The 16,047-nt window shown below is 54.7% G+C and carries 11 protein-coding genes and 1 pseudogene; 5 read left to right on the forward strand and 7 right to left on the reverse strand.

All coding sequences use genetic code 11. The features are described 5' to 3' along the window. Positions 1-34: 34 nt before the first annotated feature. Positions 35-274, reverse strand: a pseudogene (locus ASD70_RS29240) (ATP-binding domain-containing protein); the annotation flags it as partial. A 249-nt stretch (positions 275-523) separates the two neighbouring features. On the opposite strand from ASD70_RS29240, the gene ASD70_RS28100 reads away from it, so the two are divergent. From ASD70_RS28100 to radC, 5 genes are all read left to right on the forward strand, one after another. Then, positions 524-853, forward strand: coding sequence for a hypothetical protein (locus tag ASD70_RS28100; protein WP_017528834.1), 330 nt, complete (start codon positions 524-526; stop codon positions 851-853). 71 nt (positions 854-924) lie between these two features. Continuing rightward, a complete protein-coding gene (locus ASD70_RS04275) occupies positions 925-1,893 on the forward strand; it encodes a DUF932 domain-containing protein (protein WP_056845738.1) in 969 nt (322 codons plus the stop codon). A 110-nt stretch (positions 1,894-2,003) separates the two neighbouring features. Beyond that, complete coding sequence (locus ASD70_RS04280) at positions 2,004-3,008, forward strand: YqaJ viral recombinase family nuclease (RefSeq protein ID WP_056845739.1); 1,005 nt, start codon at positions 2,004-2,006, stop codon at positions 3,006-3,008. A 75-nt stretch (positions 3,009-3,083) separates the two neighbouring features. Further along, a complete protein-coding gene (locus ASD70_RS04285; RefSeq protein ID WP_056845740.1) occupies positions 3,084-4,004 on the forward strand; it encodes a recombination directionality factor in 921 nt (306 codons plus the stop codon). A 52-nt stretch (positions 4,005-4,056) separates the two neighbouring features. Beyond that, the gene (gene radC, locus ASD70_RS04290; protein ID WP_056845741.1) at positions 4,057-4,554 is read left to right on the forward strand and encodes a RadC family protein; all 498 of its coding nucleotides are present in this window, start codon (positions 4,057-4,059) and stop codon (positions 4,552-4,554) included. Between the two features lie 183 nt (positions 4,555-4,737). On the opposite strand, the gene ASD70_RS04295 is transcribed toward radC, so the two are convergent. Genes ASD70_RS04295 through ASD70_RS04320 form a run of 6 tightly spaced genes read right to left on the reverse strand, consistent with a single transcriptional unit; the run spans position 4,738 to position 15,635 of the window. Beyond that, positions 4,738-5,454: a M48 family metallopeptidase gene (locus ASD70_RS04295; protein WP_056845742.1), complete on the reverse strand. Its 717-nt coding sequence runs from the start codon at positions 5,452-5,454 to the stop codon at positions 4,738-4,740. Then, positions 5,454-8,606 (reverse strand): type I restriction endonuclease subunit R, encoded by a 3,153-nt coding sequence (locus ASD70_RS04300; protein WP_056845743.1) that lies wholly within the window; start codon positions 8,604-8,606, stop codon positions 5,454-5,456. Before ASD70_RS04300 ends, ASD70_RS04295 begins: the two co-directional genes overlap by 1 nt. A 19-nt stretch (positions 8,607-8,625) precedes the next feature. Next, the gene (locus tag ASD70_RS04305) at positions 8,626-10,599 is read right to left on the reverse strand and encodes a DUF262 domain-containing protein (protein WP_056845744.1); all 1,974 of its coding nucleotides are present in this window, start codon (positions 10,597-10,599) and stop codon (positions 8,626-8,628) included. After that, entirely contained in the window at positions 10,592-11,986 is a 1,395-nt protein-coding gene (locus ASD70_RS04310; RefSeq protein ID WP_236708684.1) for a DUF262 domain-containing protein, read from the reverse strand. Before ASD70_RS04310 ends, ASD70_RS04305 begins: the two co-directional genes overlap by 8 nt. A gap of 11 nt (positions 11,987-11,997) precedes the next feature. Continuing rightward, positions 11,998-13,161: a restriction endonuclease subunit S gene (locus ASD70_RS04315; RefSeq protein WP_056845746.1), complete on the reverse strand. Its 1,164-nt coding sequence runs from the start codon at positions 13,159-13,161 to the stop codon at positions 11,998-12,000. Then, positions 13,152-15,635, reverse strand: coding sequence for an HsdM family class I SAM-dependent methyltransferase (locus tag ASD70_RS04320; RefSeq protein ID WP_056845747.1), 2,484 nt, complete (start codon positions 15,633-15,635; stop codon positions 13,152-13,154). Before ASD70_RS04320 ends, ASD70_RS04315 begins: the two co-directional genes overlap by 10 nt. Positions 15,636-16,047: the final 412 nt, after the last annotated feature.

The following is a 16,047-nucleotide window of genomic DNA, read 5'->3' on the forward strand; positions in this document are numbered from 1 at the left end:
AGTATGCCGGTTACAATTGCTTCAAAGCCCCCACTCAGGTTCGCTGACGCTTCTCCAGCTCAGCCTGCAATTGCGGCGCCAGCCCGCCGATACGCTGCACATTGTGACTCACGGCACCTTCCCTCGGCCTGGCCTCGACCAGGCTGAACCAGCCCTTGGCTCGTGTGATTACGGTGTATAAAAGCTACTTGGTCAGCACGGGATTCAGCACATCAGGCAATTCCAACGCGGTATGGCTGAATTCCGAGCTTTGAGACTTGTGCACCCTCATCGCAACCTGCAGACAGGTTGTCGCGTGATACCAAATTCTTCATCGGCATGGGCGATTCGACTTAGAAAAAACCAAATCACTTGCTCCAAGACAGTTTTTTCGAGACGAGACGCTCCCTAATTCGATCTGAATTCAGTTCAAAAAAATTTCAAACCTATATCACCTCGATGAACACCCTACCGTATTGATTGCGGCAGGGAATTTGGCGTGCCTGCTTTTGGCTGAGCACGCTCATCATTGGAGGATTTGCGTATGTATGCCCCCTGCCCTAGCTGCAACTCTGGACGTGTCGTCACGAAAAATATCGGTAAACAAGCGGGTGGATTAATTGGGGTCGCCGGCGGTGCAGCCAGTGGAGCCGCCGGAGCCTTGTCGGCGGCGGAAGCCGGTGCGGTAATCGGTGTGGTCGGTGGGCCGGTCGGGATCACTATTGGCAGTCTTGCTGGAGCGATTTTGGGTGGTCTGGTCGGCGGGGTCGCCGGTGGGATTGCCGGCGCCACGCTGGGTGAACAAATGGATGACAAGGTACTGAACAACTTCCAGTGCCTAGAGTGCGGTTACAGCTTCAGCGTCAACCGTTAAGTCGTTGTGAACAGGCGCCGTGCCTCACTGAAAAGGCGCCGTCTCCCCTTTATTCGCAAGGAAACATTCCCATGGCACACCTGATCGAACAAATGGCTTACGTCGGCGCTACTCCCTGGCATGGTCTGGGCAGTCGCCTTTCCGAGAAGCAACCGCTGGAAATCTGGCAACGCGAAGCCGGCATGGATTGGAAGATTCAAGAAAGCCCAGTTCACTTCAAGGCTGACAGCATCGGCCCATTGGGAACCATCCACTCGTTCCCGGAACAAAAAGTGCTTTACCGCTCCGATACCAAGGCACCGCTCTCCGTCGTGTCCAACCGGTACCAAATCGTACAACCGCGTGAGGTCCTGGAGTTCTACCGAGATCTAACTGAAGTATCCGGCTACGAGCTGGAAACGGCGGGCGTGCTGAAAGGTGGTCGCAAGTTTTGGGCGTTGGCACGTACCGGACAAACGGCCGAATTGAAAGGCCATGACCAGGTAAACGGCTACCTATTATTGGCCACCTCCTGCGATGGAACCCTAGCCACCACAGCGACGCCAACCACGGTTCGGGTGGTCTGCAACAACACCCTGACCATCGCTCTTGATGGTACGACCCGTGCGATCAAAGTGCCTCATAACACCCGCTTTGATCCGCAAGTGGTGAAAAAGCAGTTGGGCATCGCCGTTTCGCAATGGGATGAGTTTATGTACCGGATGCGGAATTTGGCTGAACGCAAAGTGCAGTGGCATGAGGCAATGGGTTTCTTCATGAACGTGTTGTGTGACGTCTCCCCACACAGCACGTTACCGGAAGTCCTCCCCAACGAACGGGCGCTGCGTAAAGTCCAAGAACTGTATGAAGGTCAAGGTCGCGGCGCAACGCTGGAATCATCTCGCGGAACGGCTTGGGGCTTGCTCAACGCCGTCACCGAGTACGTCGACCATGAACGACGGGCTCGGAGTAATGAGTACCGCATGGACTCGGCCTGGTTCGGCCAAGGGGCAGTGATCAAACAACGTGCCCTGAGCGCAGCCCTTCAGCTCGCCGCCTAGGGGGGCTACTCGCGGTTACTTTCGGCTCGTACGTCCCGTTCCTCTCACCTATTAGAACGCCTGATCAGCTTGCTGCTGGTCAGGCGTTTTTTATGCATTAGGAAATACTCATGACCTCTCAAACACTACCAAAAACCATCGTAAAAACCCGGCCAGCGTTACGCCTGGTTGGCACCAAACAACTGCCGCGTGAAGATTGGCTGGCGGTACGTAAAGGCGGCATCGGCAGCTCGGATGCAGCCGCCGCTGTCGGCCTCAACCCTTATAAGTCCCAGTTGGAGCTGTGGCTGGAAAAAACCGGACGCGATGCCTCCTTGCCCAAGATCGATCCTCAGGACGAGGAGAGTCCGGCGTACTGGGGCAACGTCCTCGAACCCATCGTCGCCTGGCATTACAGCAAGCGCAGTAGCAATCGAGTGCGGCGAATCAATGCCGTGCTGCAGCATCCCGATCCAAAACTGCCCTGGATGCTGGCCAACATCGACCGCGAGGTGATCGGCTCCGACGATGTACAGATTCTTGAATGCAAAACCGCCGGCATCAACGGCGCTCGCCTATGGAAGGAGGGTGTGCCCGAATATGTGCAGTTGCAGGTCATGCATCAGTTAGCCGTAACTGGCAAACAGGCGGCGGACGTCGCAGTACTGCTAGGTGGCCAGCACCTGGAGATTCACCGCATCGAACGGGACGAGTCGATGATTGCTCGGCTGATTGATCTGGAGCGGCTGTTCTGGGATTACGTGGTCAGTGATACCCCACCACCGGCCGATGGTACGGCCTCAGCGGAAGCGGCGTTGCGCTGCCTCTACCCCGAGGACAACGGCCAGACTCTAGACTTTAGCCAGCACCCAGAGCTGGCCACCATCTACCTGGAGCTCAAGGCTGTTCGCCAGAGCATTGCCCAGCAGGAAACGCGTGAGGCGCAGCTCAAGCAAGTCCTGCAACAGGCCATGGGTGCAGCCACCCGTGCGGAGTTTGCCGAGGGCTGCATCAGCTGGAAGAAGTCCAAGGACAGCATTGGTCTGGATGTCGAACAGATGCTCAAGGACAAACCCTACCTGCAGGCCCGCTACAGCAAGACCCGCGAAGGAAGTCGCCGTTTTCTGATTGCCTGAAGCCCCCCTCACTCAAGCCACCCGGACCGCTCACGTCCCGGTGGCTTTTTGATTTTCCGATGCAGGAGAACCATCATGCTCAAAGGTTTAGCCATCACCCCGCCCGTGCTCGGGCGCATTTCCATCGGCAAGGTCGTCGAGAAAAACGGCAAGCGCCTGCCGGAGAAAGACGATCAGTTCACCCTCACCTCCCAGGTACAAAGCCGCGATGGCTGGTTGCCGCACCCGCTAAATGAGGAATTACGCAACGGCCAGGACGGCAAGCTGCGCAGCATTCCGATCCGTTTAATGTTCAACGAGCCGGATCTGAATTTTCGTGCGGACTACAGCTTGTTCGACCGTAATACCGGCCGGCCGCTGTGCGTCGGCAATGGAGACACCTGTAAGCGCCAATGTGAGGACGGGATCAAGACCCTGCCGTGTCCTTCGCCCGATGGCTGTTCACTGGCTCAAGGCCATGCCTGCAAGCCCTATGGTCGGCTGAACGTGGTGATTGGCGATGATGATCCACTGGGCAGTTTTGTCTTCCGTACCACCGGGTTCAACAGCATCCGTACCCTGGCGGTACGCTTGCAGTACTTCCAAGCCATCTCCGGCAATCGCCTGGCCTGTCTGCCGCTGGAGTTACGCCTACGCGGTAAGTCCACTCGGCAGAGCCATGGCACACCAATTTTCTACGTCGATATCACGCTACGCAGTGGTATGAGCATGGAAGACGCCTTACAGGAAGCCAAGCGCCTGGATGCAACCCGACAAGCCTCGGGCTTTGACCAAACCTCCCTGGATCACGCCGCTCGGCAGGGCTTTAACAACGGCGCGTTTGAAGACAGTGAGGAAGATACCGGCATCATCATCGAGGAGTTCTTCCCCACCATTGTAAATCAGCCCATCCATGTAGAGCCCCAAACCCAACTAGCAACGCCAGCCAAATGCTCACTCGCCCAAAAGCTTGAGTCGCAAGTCACCCGGCAAAACAGCAAGCCCAGCGCTCAGTAACCAGGTTACTCAATCCCCCTCCGTTTTCACGCATTCGTACAGGAATATCCGCATGAAATATCACAAGCTCATAGCCGGTGAAACCACCGGTACCTTTGTCATGGAATCACCGGTCACTGAGGCGGACATCCTACAGATGGCGCAACAACTGGCGATGAGTCGTCTTTCTAAAGGCCGGGCATTGACTGAACCTAAGCACGTTTTCAATCATCTGCAGACACTACTGCAGTACCACGAGCACGAAGTCTTTGCGCTACTGCTGCTCGATACCAAACACCGGGTTATTGGCTTCAGGGAGCTGTTCCGAGGCACGTTGGATGGTGCCAACGTGTATCCAAGGGAAGTGGTCAAGATAGCCCTAGAGCACAATGCGGCAGCCGTGATTTTGGTCCACAACCATCCTTCCGGTGACCCAGAACCCAGCCAAGCCGATCGCACGCTAACCACGACCCTCAAGAACGCGCTGAACTTGGTTGGTACCCGAATATTGGATCATGTGGTTGTAGGTCATGAAGGCTGCGTGTCGCTGGCTGAACGAGGTTACCTGTAACTCTAAGGCTCACACCGTCCGATAGACTGCCCTTGGCTAATGCCAGGGCAGTCATCCCCCTCCCAGCCACTTTTTTTTTGCATTAAGCGCTATTGCTCAGCGTCAGTTGCTACCGACACCATCACCAATGGCCTCAGTAATTGACGTCCACAGGTAAATAGTTCTGTGATGGCTTGAGCAGCCTCACTCTTTCCAAACCTCAGCAGCCAGCGGCAACTCATTCAACTCGGCGCGGGCCTCGCGCCAGGTTGGAAAATGCTCCCCGAGGATGGAGATAAAGCGCTCATTGTGGGTGGGTTCGAGCAGGTGAACCATCTCGTGAACGATCACGTACTCAAGCAGGTCTTTCGGCTTCTTCACCAACTCAGTGTTCAGTCGAATGTTCCCTGCTTGATGGTTACAGCTGCCCCATTTGGTTTTCATCCGCTGCAGGTAATAGCCAGCCACCCTCACCTTCAGCTTGCGCTCCCACTTCTTGATCAACACCGGCACCACGGCGTGCAATTGCCGCTTCTGCCATTCGTGCATCACTGCGGCGCGCTTATGCGCATCGCTGCCGGGGCGAACAGTTAAGGCGATGCGTTTGTGGTCGAGCACCACCGATGGCTTAGCGTCCCGGTGGTTAACCACCATCAGGTAGCGTCGCCCCCAGACATAGTGGCTTTCTCTTTCCACAAACTGACGCGGCGCCTCACGCGCCTGCGCTTCCAGTTTGCTCTGTTGCTCGCGAATCCAACCCAGCCTGGAAATAGCATAAGCCCGAGCGACTTCAAGCCGCGTGCTTGTTGGGGCGACTAACGTTACCCGCCCCTCGGGCGGGTGCACACTCAGGTGGACATTCTTGATGTCTTTTCTGGTCACCGAAATTGAAATATCGCCCAGCACAATAAGCTCGTTCATCAATAGCCCTGTTGGTTCATGATGATCTCGAATATTGCCGAAGTCGCTACACGGTCACGCCCCATCAGAGGGAAGAGCGCATTAAGAACCTGCGCTTCCCGTGCAGGGTCTCCTCGCCAGGATGCAGGGGCCGATCCGCGCATGGCTAGATCAATATCCAAAGCTAGTTTCACCTTTGCCCCTTCGTCTTTCGGGCACTGGAAGGTGGTCGTTGCAATGCTGTCGAGGTTGTTAAAAAGAACAGTGGCTTCCCGGTGACCGTTAAGTGCAGCCGGAGAGTTACCTGGTCCTTTCTGCCCCAGCTGTCTGACCAACGCCTCGGCCTTGCGCAAAAACTCCTCGTAAGCGGCAGCATCCTCACGACTCTGTTTGATCAGATCCTCAAGCAACCTCGACATGCCCTCGTAGAACTTCGGGTCAGTCAGTTGTTCACGAATGATGGTCTTGCGCACGTTGTTGATAATGCCTTCGGCAATCGCCCCCTTGGACAGGTTGCCCTTGGCGTTGAGCTTTTTGGCGATGGCATCGTGAACGCCAGTCTGAACGATCAGTTCAACCAGCGAAAAATTATCGACCGTGCTCATCGGGTCGGCGTGGTCTGCCTGAATATAAGTATTGAGCAGATGCCGCATGTCCGATTCGTAGGGTTTAATATCCAGCTCTTCGCCGGAATGTTTCTTTATCGCCTCACGCAGGTCAGCGTAGAACTGCACTTCAGTCTGCAGCCTCCCCCCTTCAGCATCCGAGTAACCGGCTTCAGTGAGGTGCTGCGCCAACTCGGCAAACGCCCGCACAAATGAAGCCACCGTTTTATAGAAGGACACCCGCAATGCTTCAGTCTCATCCAGCCCATTGGCGTTAGCAGCAGCACCACAGAAGTAATGGATAAACTGTTCAATCTCGCGCGGCGGTGCCACGGGGGCGCACAAGTAACTCAATGCCTCTCGGGCGGCGTCCAGCTGTTTCTTGCCCTCAACCAGCCAGTTCTTCAGTTCGACGTTGTTGCTACCACTACTGCCCGCCTCGTCATCCAATTCATCAGAGGTGTACACCGAAATGACGTCTTGCACGTCGCCGAACAGCTCTTTGAAATCGACGATATAGCCATAGTCCTTGTCATCACCGTCGAGCCGGTTGGTGCGGCAAATTGCCTGGAACAGGTTATGGTCCCGCAGCTCGTTGTCCAGATAGATATATGAGCAACTGGGCGCATCGAAGCCGGTGAGCAATTTGCTGACCACGATGAGTAGCTTCAGGTTGGCCGGCTCCTCAATGAAGAGACGCTTGGTCTCTTCTTCATAGGCAGTCGTAGTCTGCCCATGCTTCAAGACGTGCTTCGTATAGGTATCGAATTTGTAACGCTCATCGCTTTTCGACGGTTCCCGGGAGATCGTGTTGTGGTTCGGCTCATAGGAGGTGACGATCCCGCAGTAAGTGCCGAACGAGGTGTTCTGAAACAGGCGAAAGTAGTGGCAGGCATCGTAAATACTGGCCGCCACCAGGATGGCTGTGCCCCGGTCATTGTTCAGCCGTGGTTTCAGACTGAAGTCCTCAATGATGCTGGCGATGATGCGCTGCTTGCGCTCACCGGCACTCATCAGCCCCTCCATAGTTGCCCAACGCTTACGCAGGATCGATTTCTGGTAGTTGTTCAACCCTTTGGTTGCCCCTTCGAACCAGTTATCGATAGCCTCTTGCGAAGCCAAACGCTGCGGTACGTCGCGCGCCTCGTACTTAAGGTCCAGCACCACCTTGTCCGCGACAGCTTCGTGGAATTTGTAGGTATGGATGTTGCTGCCGAACACATCGCGCGTAGTCTGCTTGTCCTTACGCAGCAACGGTGTACCGGTAAAGCCAATAAACAGGGCATTGGCCAGCCACTGCTTCATTTGCTTGTTCATGTCACCGCCTTGGGTGCGATGACATTCATCCACGAATACATAGAAACGCCCATGCATGGGTGGTGGCGGTACGCTCAAATCAGGCTCGAACTTGTGCAGCAAGGCACAAAGCAGGCGTGGTGCGGCAGCCGAGAGCTTCTGCACAAGATCGGCACGAGAGGTAATTCGTGGCGAGGGCGAGTCGTTACCGATTACCCCGGCATTACGCATTACACCGGATATTTGCTTGTCCAGCTCATCGCGATCCGTGATGACCAGAATGCGCGCCTCAGGATCATGCTCCAGCAACCACTTGGCGATCAGCACCATCAGAATGCTCTTGCCACTGCCCTGGGTATGCCAAATAACCCCACCCTCTTTACGCTGAACCCGCTCCTGCGCGGCCTTCACTGCAGCGTATTGATGAGGGCGCGGCACCTTCTTGATACCCGCATCGAAGATGATGAAGTTGCGAATCAGATCGAGTAAACGAGACTTCTCGCACATCTGCGCCAGCGGATCGTCCAGCAAGTAACCAGACTGAGGCACTTCTGCACCCGGTAGCACTTGGTAGCGAGCAGGCATCTCCTGCAGGGTATTCAGCTCTTCAGGCCCAGCGTTCAGGGAAGACGCCTTCCACTCGACAAAAAACTCGGCGCGAGTAGTCGCGGTGCCGTAGCGCAAGCCCTGAGAGTCACTGCCAGCGAAGACCAACTGCACTGTACTGAAGAAACCCTTGTTGAAGATTTCCTCCTGGTTGGTGATCAGTTGGTTAATACCATCGGCCACCTCTACCGAACTGCGCTTGAGCTCAATCACGCCGATGGCGATACCGTTCAGATAAACCACCAAATCAGGGCGGCGCTCATAGCCACCGCGCAAGGTCACTTCCTCGGCAATGGCGAAGTCATTGTGTTCAGGGTGCTCCCAATCAATCAGATGCACCGTTTCGTGGGCCTGCCCAACGGCTACCTGTACCGGTACGCCGTAACGCAGCAGTTGGTAGGTACGCAAATTCGCCTGATACAGCGTGATGCCAGTGGAATCAGCCGCAGTCATCAGCCTTTGCAACGCTGCTGATATTTGCGCATCGGAGTAGCCCCGCTGCTTCAGGTTTGCCTGCAACAGCTCGACTTCAATGTTGCGATTTTGCCCACGCTTGCTCCACTCACCCAGGTAGTTGTAGTCAAGACAATCAGGCCGCGACTTGTCCGTAAACAAAGCCAAAACACGATTCTGGGTGCGACGTTCGGAGCGAGGTTGTTGAATCATCAGGTGCATCCTGCAGGGTTTACTCGGATTCGTGTTTGCTGACGAGGCTGTTGAGCAACACGTTATTCATTTTTTCGGAGTGGGCGCGTATGGCGTCGGCATCCCAAGATTCTGTTTCCATCATCAAATACTGTTTAACGCTATCGATGGTGTTGTTCTTATAAAACTCTTTCTTGGCCGCGGGCATGAAATTGCTCAGCCGAGAATTCTTGCTGTGGCTGATCAGGCATAGATTGCCGAACGAATTGAGCGTGTCGGCATCGAGCTGCACCTGTCCGTCTAGCGGATGCTGAGGGTAGTAATGCTCCACCGAACTACGGAAGGTGAATTCATAGGATTTAACCTTGTCATTCGTCCCGAGCTCAAGCCAAAGCAGATAGTCCAGGAAGTTGAAAATCAGGTTGTTTTCGATATTGCCGAACGTCAACCGAGACTCCACAGTCTCTGCCGCAATGCTTTCGCGGCGTGTCTGACAGGCGCCCCGATTGGTATAGATCATCGCAAAGTAATCCAGGCCTGCCTCTTGGGCCAGAAAGCGATCAAAGACAAACGCCTTTGCTACCGACTCCATGTGCCGCAGATAAACCTGAGCCTCAATCTGCTCAGCGTAAAACAGGTGAAACAGCGCCGCATTCAGCCAGTGCTTGTAAACCAGCGTTGGCGTAGAAACATGAAATGCTGACAGCAACATCAGGATGCGGCGGTTGATGCCTTCATTGCCGTCCTCTTCGCCGAAGGTATTCACATAACTCCCCCGTCCGGCGCTGCTGTGATCGCCACCTTTGTTCCACTTGAAGCGTTTGAGACTCCAACCATCCGAGCCCTTGATGAACTCGCGCTTGATCACATATTGGTCAAACAGATACTTGCAACGCAGCAGGCTAAAGGTAAAACGCTTCACTGCCGCAACAGGGTCTGGCTGCTTGAGCACATGAGCCTCAAAGGTATCGAGCAGGCGTTTGTCATCCAATGGGATGTCCGCTCGCGTTTCGACACGCAGTACATGCAACAGAAAGTTGGGAAAATTAATCACCGTGTTGAAGCGATCTGGCGCCTCCTCACCTGACTCACCCTGCTTCGCAGCGACCGGGACCTTGGCAATGATCTGATCAAGAGTCATGCGAGTGTCCTGCCGGGCAGTCACCTCCTGAGTTTTGTGCAGTGCAGCCCGAAGCGAATCGAAGTCAGCGAGTTGAAACTGTCCCCAGTCCCCTTCGCCAAAAATGTTGCCACGTTGGCCAGGCGTGAAGCCCATTTGCACATAGCGCTCCATGTTCGCGCAGGCTTCCCATACTGCATGCAGGCAATTCTGACTCTGCTCGCAGCCCTGCAACTGCTCCATCATCCGCGCCTTGAGCACCTCGTGCTTTTCCAACTGCTCACCGCGATTATTCATGATCTCGAAGTAATGGTTCAGGTCCGTATCCGCCGGCACTTTCACCCGCATGATTTGCACGTAGCCAAACAAGTAGTCGGCGAATTGCTGAGGTGAAACTCCGTTCTCATTCAGCTTCTGCGGCAAGACTTTGTGGATAAGGCGGTAGCCATTGAGGATGCCGGTATTGATCTGCTTCTTAGTCAAAACCTCTGCGGGGTCGTCATTGAACTTCTTCTCGAAGATAGCCGCAAAGGTTGCGCGCGAATGCTCGCGGCTATCGAAGTGGATACTCAGGTTTGAATACCAGGCAAGCTCGACAGCCTTGGTGTTTTTCAGATACGACGTCAGCAACGACAGGGTCGTCAGCCGCTGTTGGCCGTCAATGGTTTCAAACACCGGTGTTTTGCTATCCGGGCGCTCATACACCACCAAGGTGCCAATGTAATAATTGCGCGCGTTTTCGCCCTTCTTCGGCAGGTAATCGATCACGTCCTGAATCAGCTGCGTGATTTCGCCCTCCTCCCAGGCGTAATTGCGCTGATACATCGGGATGACGTACTCATCCCGACCGCTGAGCAGCGCCTTGATGGAGAGCTGACTGATTTCCCTACTCATAGTATTTCATCGCCTTGAACAGAGCTTCGATCTCATCGGTTCTGGTTGACTTCTGGCCGCTCAATACCGGCAGGCTGCAATTAATAAAGTCAGCAGGACGTGTGGCTTCCTTGATCAACCTGAAAAGATTGTTCTCCAACACGTGGTTATCCATGCTGGCCAGCTGCACCACCTGCATCTTCAGGCGCAGGCTGTAGGCCCAGATGAAAATCTTCTCGATGGCCCGGGAGATATCTGCGTGACCGAACTTGTCGATGTAGTAAATCAGCAGGCAATCGAACATAGCCCGTACGTAGCAATCGCCGGTGCGGGTTCTTGCCGGGTAGCTATTGAGGGTTTTCATGATGGTTTTCGCATAGCCATCGAGTCCTTCAGAGCCCACCAGTTCATGCCCGCTCCAGGACTCGGCGCTGATCCGCGCCACCTTGCCCTGATAGTGGCTGATCAGCTCAAAAAAGCGCCGGCCATTGATGATGATCTGATCCAGGTGGAAGGGAAAACCACGCTCACGCGAGTCGATCCTGCGCTCGTATTGCCCATTGTAATTATCGACAAAATGGTGGGCGATACGCAGCTGCTCCACATAGGGGTAGCTGGCCACCGTATCGATATTCACGCCCTTGAATAAGTCGCTGTCATCCTTGCTGAAGTAACGCGCAGAAACCCCTTTCGACCAACTACGGATGCGGTACAGGTACTGGGAGAACAGTGTGGCCAACGCCTCGGTGTCACTGTTTTCCCAATGCGCCACCGTGGCCGCCTTCAACTGCTCGTCACGCGGGCTGAACTCACGCAGATGGTAAGCCTTGAGCAAGTCATGAGGCTCCAGGTCCCGGCCCCGCGCATTCTGCGAGTCGAAGAACTGGAAGGCTTCCGACACATCGTTCAAGGCAACAGCCACGACCTGACACTTGTTCAGGAAGAAGTCGATATGTGCCTCGGTAAAGCCCGCACGGGAAACGATGCGGGCCACCTCAAGATAATTGCTATGGATGTTCTTCTGCGATATCTCGCTGGTAAAACCGGGATTCACCATGGCTTTCTCAAGCTCGAGCAGGCGTTCCCGCAAGTCTTTGCGTTCGAGCTTTATTTCCTTGTTCCGCTGGATCAACGCACGGGCCGCCAGCAGCAGACTAATGGTCCGCTGCTGGCCATCGACGATGTTCTTTGTATCACCGTCCTGGTGAAACACGATGGTGCCCAAGCGATAGGCCGACTTGTCCTTATGGATGGCAATATCGGAGAACAGTTGGTTGATGTTCTTGCCGGTCCACTTGTAAGGGCGCTGGTACTGGGGGATATCCAGCGCAGAATCCATGAGCAGTTCGTAAACGCTGATGATCTTGCTGGACAGTTCCGCAGTGTGCGGCACTGGAGTCGCTTCCATGCTCGCGCTTGTCATAGCAAGCGAATCCTTCCGGTTAGCAGTTCCTGCATCATGCCTTGCTTAAGAGCGCGGGTTTTGGCCAGGCGCTGCTCAAGAACGGCAAGCTCTGCGTCCATATCGGATAGTACGGCGGCTATGGCAGTTTGTTCGGCTTTCGTCGGCGGAGCCATTACGTCGAGTATTAGAAGCTTTGAGACAGACAATCCAGGTTGAGCGGAAGACTCCGAATACTGGTTGAGATTCATTCTTCCCAAAACGTAGGTGAGCCATCGAATATCCGTTGTGGCAGACGGGGTGACTACGATTGCATGCTCAGACGCGAAAAACTGCCCTTCTACGCTGAAGACATTTCCACAAAGCGCACCTTGGCGCCCAACCAGGCCATAACTACCCTCGTGCGTAAACCGCGACGTAAAACCACGAACCCCGTTACCACCATAACACGGGTATTTTGAAAACTCGTCGATGCTGGCACTCGTAATCCCTTCTCCGCTTTTCATGGAACAGAATGCTGACAAACTCTTCACCTCCCACTCGCCACGGAAGCCAGGGAGGCGAGTTTGGCCGGTGAGGAGTTGTTGGAGAGCGGCCTGTTTGAGGTCACGCCGCTTGGCGATAAGTCGCTCCAGCGCGCTCAACAGCGCATCCACATCCCCCAACGCCGTCGCGATGGCATGTTGTTCGGAGAGTGGTGGAACTGAAATTCTGACATCCGAGATCGGACCGAGATTGATTTTCTTCGGTATGGCCGATTGCAGGGAATGAAGCTCAATCTCCGTTTTAAAAGCCGCTGAATTTGAATATTGCGCGACGAATGCAGCAGAGGCTCCATGGATTTTCAGCAGTGCAAGGCTGACATAGAAGCTTGCTCTTACGTCCCAGTCAATGAGCTTGCAGTCTCCAATTGAGCCGATACGAGTCATGAGTACGTCCCCATTCTCGATCTTAAATGACCGAGTAAGGAAGCGATGTTCCTTCTCCGAAATGAACTTGGTGTTCGCGAAGTCTCCACTCGTAACATGTTCGACACTGAAAAAAGGTACACCGGCGGCGACATACTTTGGGGTTTGATGCGTTCCATCTCTGACCGTCGCTAGATCACCGAGACGTTTCACGTCCCAATCTACCGGGATAACCCCAACCTCCGACTGCTTGTAGCCGGGCTTCACTGCCATACAGCCCCCATTTTTTTCAGATGCTCTTCCACGCGACTGGCAAGGGTGGCGACTTCATCAATGAGCTTCGGCAACGGGGTGGAGTAGCGCTCACTGAGCTCACGGATGCGTCCAGTCAGGGTTTGTGAAACACGATCCAGCTCACCCTGTACCGCGACGGCTAGGGTAGCCAGCCATTTATCGTCCACGACCAGAGTTTTAATCTCGGCTTCACTAAGCTGCGGGTATTTAGCGTGGATCTTGTCGTCGAGGCCTTCCTCGGCCTTCTTGAGTTTGGCCTTAAGGATGCTTTGCTGATCGATCAAAGCTGCGTATTCGTTCAATACCTTTAGTTCATCTTCATAATCCGGATCTTCGCAAATCTCACGTTGGCGTGCCTTGATGGCTTTGGCCATGACCTTCTGCTTGTCACCCTCTCCGTCGATCACTTCGCTAAGCGAGCCATCCTCACCGCTGTGCTCTTGGAGCATTTCGCTCATGCTTTGCTCGATGCTCGCAAGCTGGGCTTCAAGACCTTCAATAGCGCTGCGCTCGGCCATGAAATAGCGGTCAATCAGAATCTCGACCGGAATCAGGTCGGACTTAAAGCGGCGCTTGCCTTGACAGTAGTCTTGCTTCTCGGCCCAGACCAGCTTGTTGTTCTTATCCTTTACCTTGAGGATTTCACGCACTTTAGCGCCGGCCTTCCAGCCGTCGGCGCTAATCAGGTAGCAGTCGTCCTGCATGGTCTCGGTCCAGTAGTCCATGAGGTGCTGGTAGATATCGTAATAGTCGAGCAAGGGAGCTTTGGCAAAGGCGTTGAGCAGGTCTTCGGACAGTGTGGCGATCAACGTCTTGGGGTGGCTACCGGCCTCATCGGCAGCAAAGCTTTTCAGTTGCGGGGTGCTACTGGCCAGCCACTGGTTGAACAGCGTATCCACACCCGCCTTGAAGGCGGTGAACTGCGGGTGAGTAAAGATAACCGGCTTCACTTCGCGGCTGACCAGCTCAAAGTAACCGGGGTGGCTGGCCGGCTTGAACAGGTCCGCGCGCAGGGCAGGCATGACCTGCCAGTAACTATCGAAGGCATCGATATCACGCTTGGGAATGCCGCCGCGTAAGTGACCATCGATGTCCTGAATATCTTCTGGCTCGCTACTGTCAATGTAGCGCGCCAGGTTCAGGTTGAAGTCGTTCTTCGGATCGCTGATTTCGTCAAAAGAGACCATGCGCGCATAACGCGGCACGTTTGCCATTCGGGTAAAGGTATCGACAATTTTATGTACGTCCTGATCGCGCAAGCGATTCTTTGGGCCGTCCTTTATAAAACCCTTGGAGGCATCAATCATGAAAATGCCTTTACGAGCAGAGGCATTTTCCTTATCCAGCACCAGGATGCAGGCAGGAATACCAGTGCCGAAAAATAGGTTGGCCGGCAGGCCGACAATAGCCTTGAGGTAGCCAGAGCGCACCAGCTGCTCGCGGATTGGCGACTCAGCATTGCCGCGGAACAACACGCCATGCGGCAGAATGCAGGCACCTTTGCCGGTGCCTTTCAGCGAACGGATGATGTGCAGCAAAAAGGCGAAGTCGCCCTGCTTGGCCGGCGGCACGCCCCAGGAAAAGCGCTGATAGGGATCTTTAGCTGGTGTCAGGCCGACGCTCCAGGTCTTGACCGAGAACGGTGGGTTGGCCACTACGTAGTCATAAGTACGGAGTTGCTCGCCGTCCCTAAACTTGGGCATGGACAGCGTGTTGCCCTGCTGAATGTTGGCGGTCGGGAAGTCATGCAGGATCATGTTCATGCGAGCGAGACCGGCGGTGGTCACGTCCATCTCCTGCCCTTCCAGGGTAATGTGCTTACCGGCCTGGTCGGCCACTTTTAGCAACAACGAGCCTGAGCCGCAGGTAGGGTCATACACAGTCGTGGCTGCCACGGCATTCGTCGGGTTGATTCCGATGACCTTGGCGATAATTCGGCTGACCTCGGACGGGGTGTAGAACTGTCCCTTGCTCTTGCCGCTTAGGCTTGCGAAGTGGCGCATCAAGTATTCGTAGGCGTCACCGAGAATGTCGTCGTTGTCGGCGCGGTTGTTTGAGAAATCCAGCTCGGGCTTCTCGAATATCGCCACCAGGTTAGTGAGCCTTTCCACCATATCGTTCCCTTCGCCGAGTTTACTCGGGTCGTTGAAATCGGGGAAATCGCTGCGAGCAAGCCGGGCGTTGGCATCGATCAACGGCTGGATGATCTGCTTATTGATCTTGTCGCCGATATCGGCTTTACCCTTGAGGGCAACCATGTCCTTGAAGCTCGCACCAAACGGGATGGTCACCGGTGGCGCGAAGTTATCTGAGTTGCCGTATTTGTCGGAGACGTACTTAATAAACAGCATGAACAGGACGTAGTCCTTGTACTGGCTGGCATCCATCCCACCGCGCAGCTCGTCACACGAGGCCCAGAGGGAGGAGTAAAGATCGGATTTCTTGATAGCCATTGGCAATCCTAGCTGGGGTAAAAAGTAAGTGCACAGGCGTCGTCTGTCGCGCGCTCGGGAAATGCCCATGGCGCCAGCGCCAGACAGGGGGTCGACAAATATCTGTAGCGAAGCAGGAGCTTTACCTGCGGTGAACTAGCGAACCTTATCTACTTCGGTTTCATCGGGCCAGCATATCGTCCCCATTTTTTGTCCCTCTCCAACATCACAAGTGAATCACCCATGATGTCGTAGACGGTGAACGGTCGCCCTGAATGCCGCGCACAGTAAATCGCTGAGCTTTCGGCGCCAATACTGGACGTGCGCACAGGTAAATAATCCACTCAGATGTTACTGACGCTACTGCGCTAGACAAGCGCCAGCTCGCTGGTTTTAGCGTATTTTCAAACTCGGGGATAAACACACCTCCACC

It is taken from the genome of Pseudomonas sp. Root569 (assembly GCF_001427465.1).
Taxonomy (GTDB): domain Bacteria; phylum Pseudomonadota; class Gammaproteobacteria; order Pseudomonadales; family Pseudomonadaceae; genus Aquipseudomonas; species Aquipseudomonas synxantha.

What these genes read in the sequence shown, in the direction of transcription:
- ASD70_RS04280 (WP_056845739.1), top strand. Translation starts at nt 2,004, where the DNA reads ATGACCTCTCAAACACTACCAAAAACCATCGTAAAAACCCGGCCAGCG.
- ASD70_RS04285 (WP_056845740.1), top strand. Translation starts at nt 3,084, where the DNA reads ATGCTCAAAGGTTTAGCCATCACCCCGCCCGTGCTCGGGCGCATTTCC.
- ASD70_RS28100 (WP_017528834.1), top strand. Translation starts at nt 524, where the DNA reads ATGTATGCCCCCTGCCCTAGCTGCAACTCTGGACGTGTCGTCACGAAA.
- ASD70_RS04300 (WP_056845743.1), bottom strand. Translation starts at nt 8,606, where the DNA reads ATGATTCAACAACCTCGCTCCGAACGTCGCACCCAGAATCGTGTTTTG.
- ASD70_RS04310 (WP_236708684.1), bottom strand. Translation starts at nt 11,986, where the DNA reads ATGGAAGCGACTCCAGTGCCGCACACTGCGGAACTGTCCAGCAAGATC.
- ASD70_RS04315 (WP_056845746.1), bottom strand. Translation starts at nt 13,161, where the DNA reads ATGGCAGTGAAGCCCGGCTACAAGCAGTCGGAGGTTGGGGTTATCCCG.
- ASD70_RS04275 (WP_056845738.1), top strand. Translation starts at nt 925, where the DNA reads ATGGCACACCTGATCGAACAAATGGCTTACGTCGGCGCTACTCCCTGG.
- radC (WP_056845741.1), top strand. Translation starts at nt 4,057, where the DNA reads ATGAAATATCACAAGCTCATAGCCGGTGAAACCACCGGTACCTTTGTC.
- ASD70_RS04295 (WP_056845742.1), bottom strand. Translation starts at nt 5,454, where the DNA reads ATGAACGAGCTTATTGTGCTGGGCGATATTTCAATTTCGGTGACCAGA.
- ASD70_RS04305 (WP_056845744.1), bottom strand. Translation starts at nt 10,599, where the DNA reads ATGAGTAGGGAAATCAGTCAGCTCTCCATCAAGGCGCTGCTCAGCGGT.
- ASD70_RS04320 (WP_056845747.1), bottom strand. Translation starts at nt 15,635, where the DNA reads ATGGCTATCAAGAAATCCGATCTTTACTCCTCCCTCTGGGCCTCGTGT.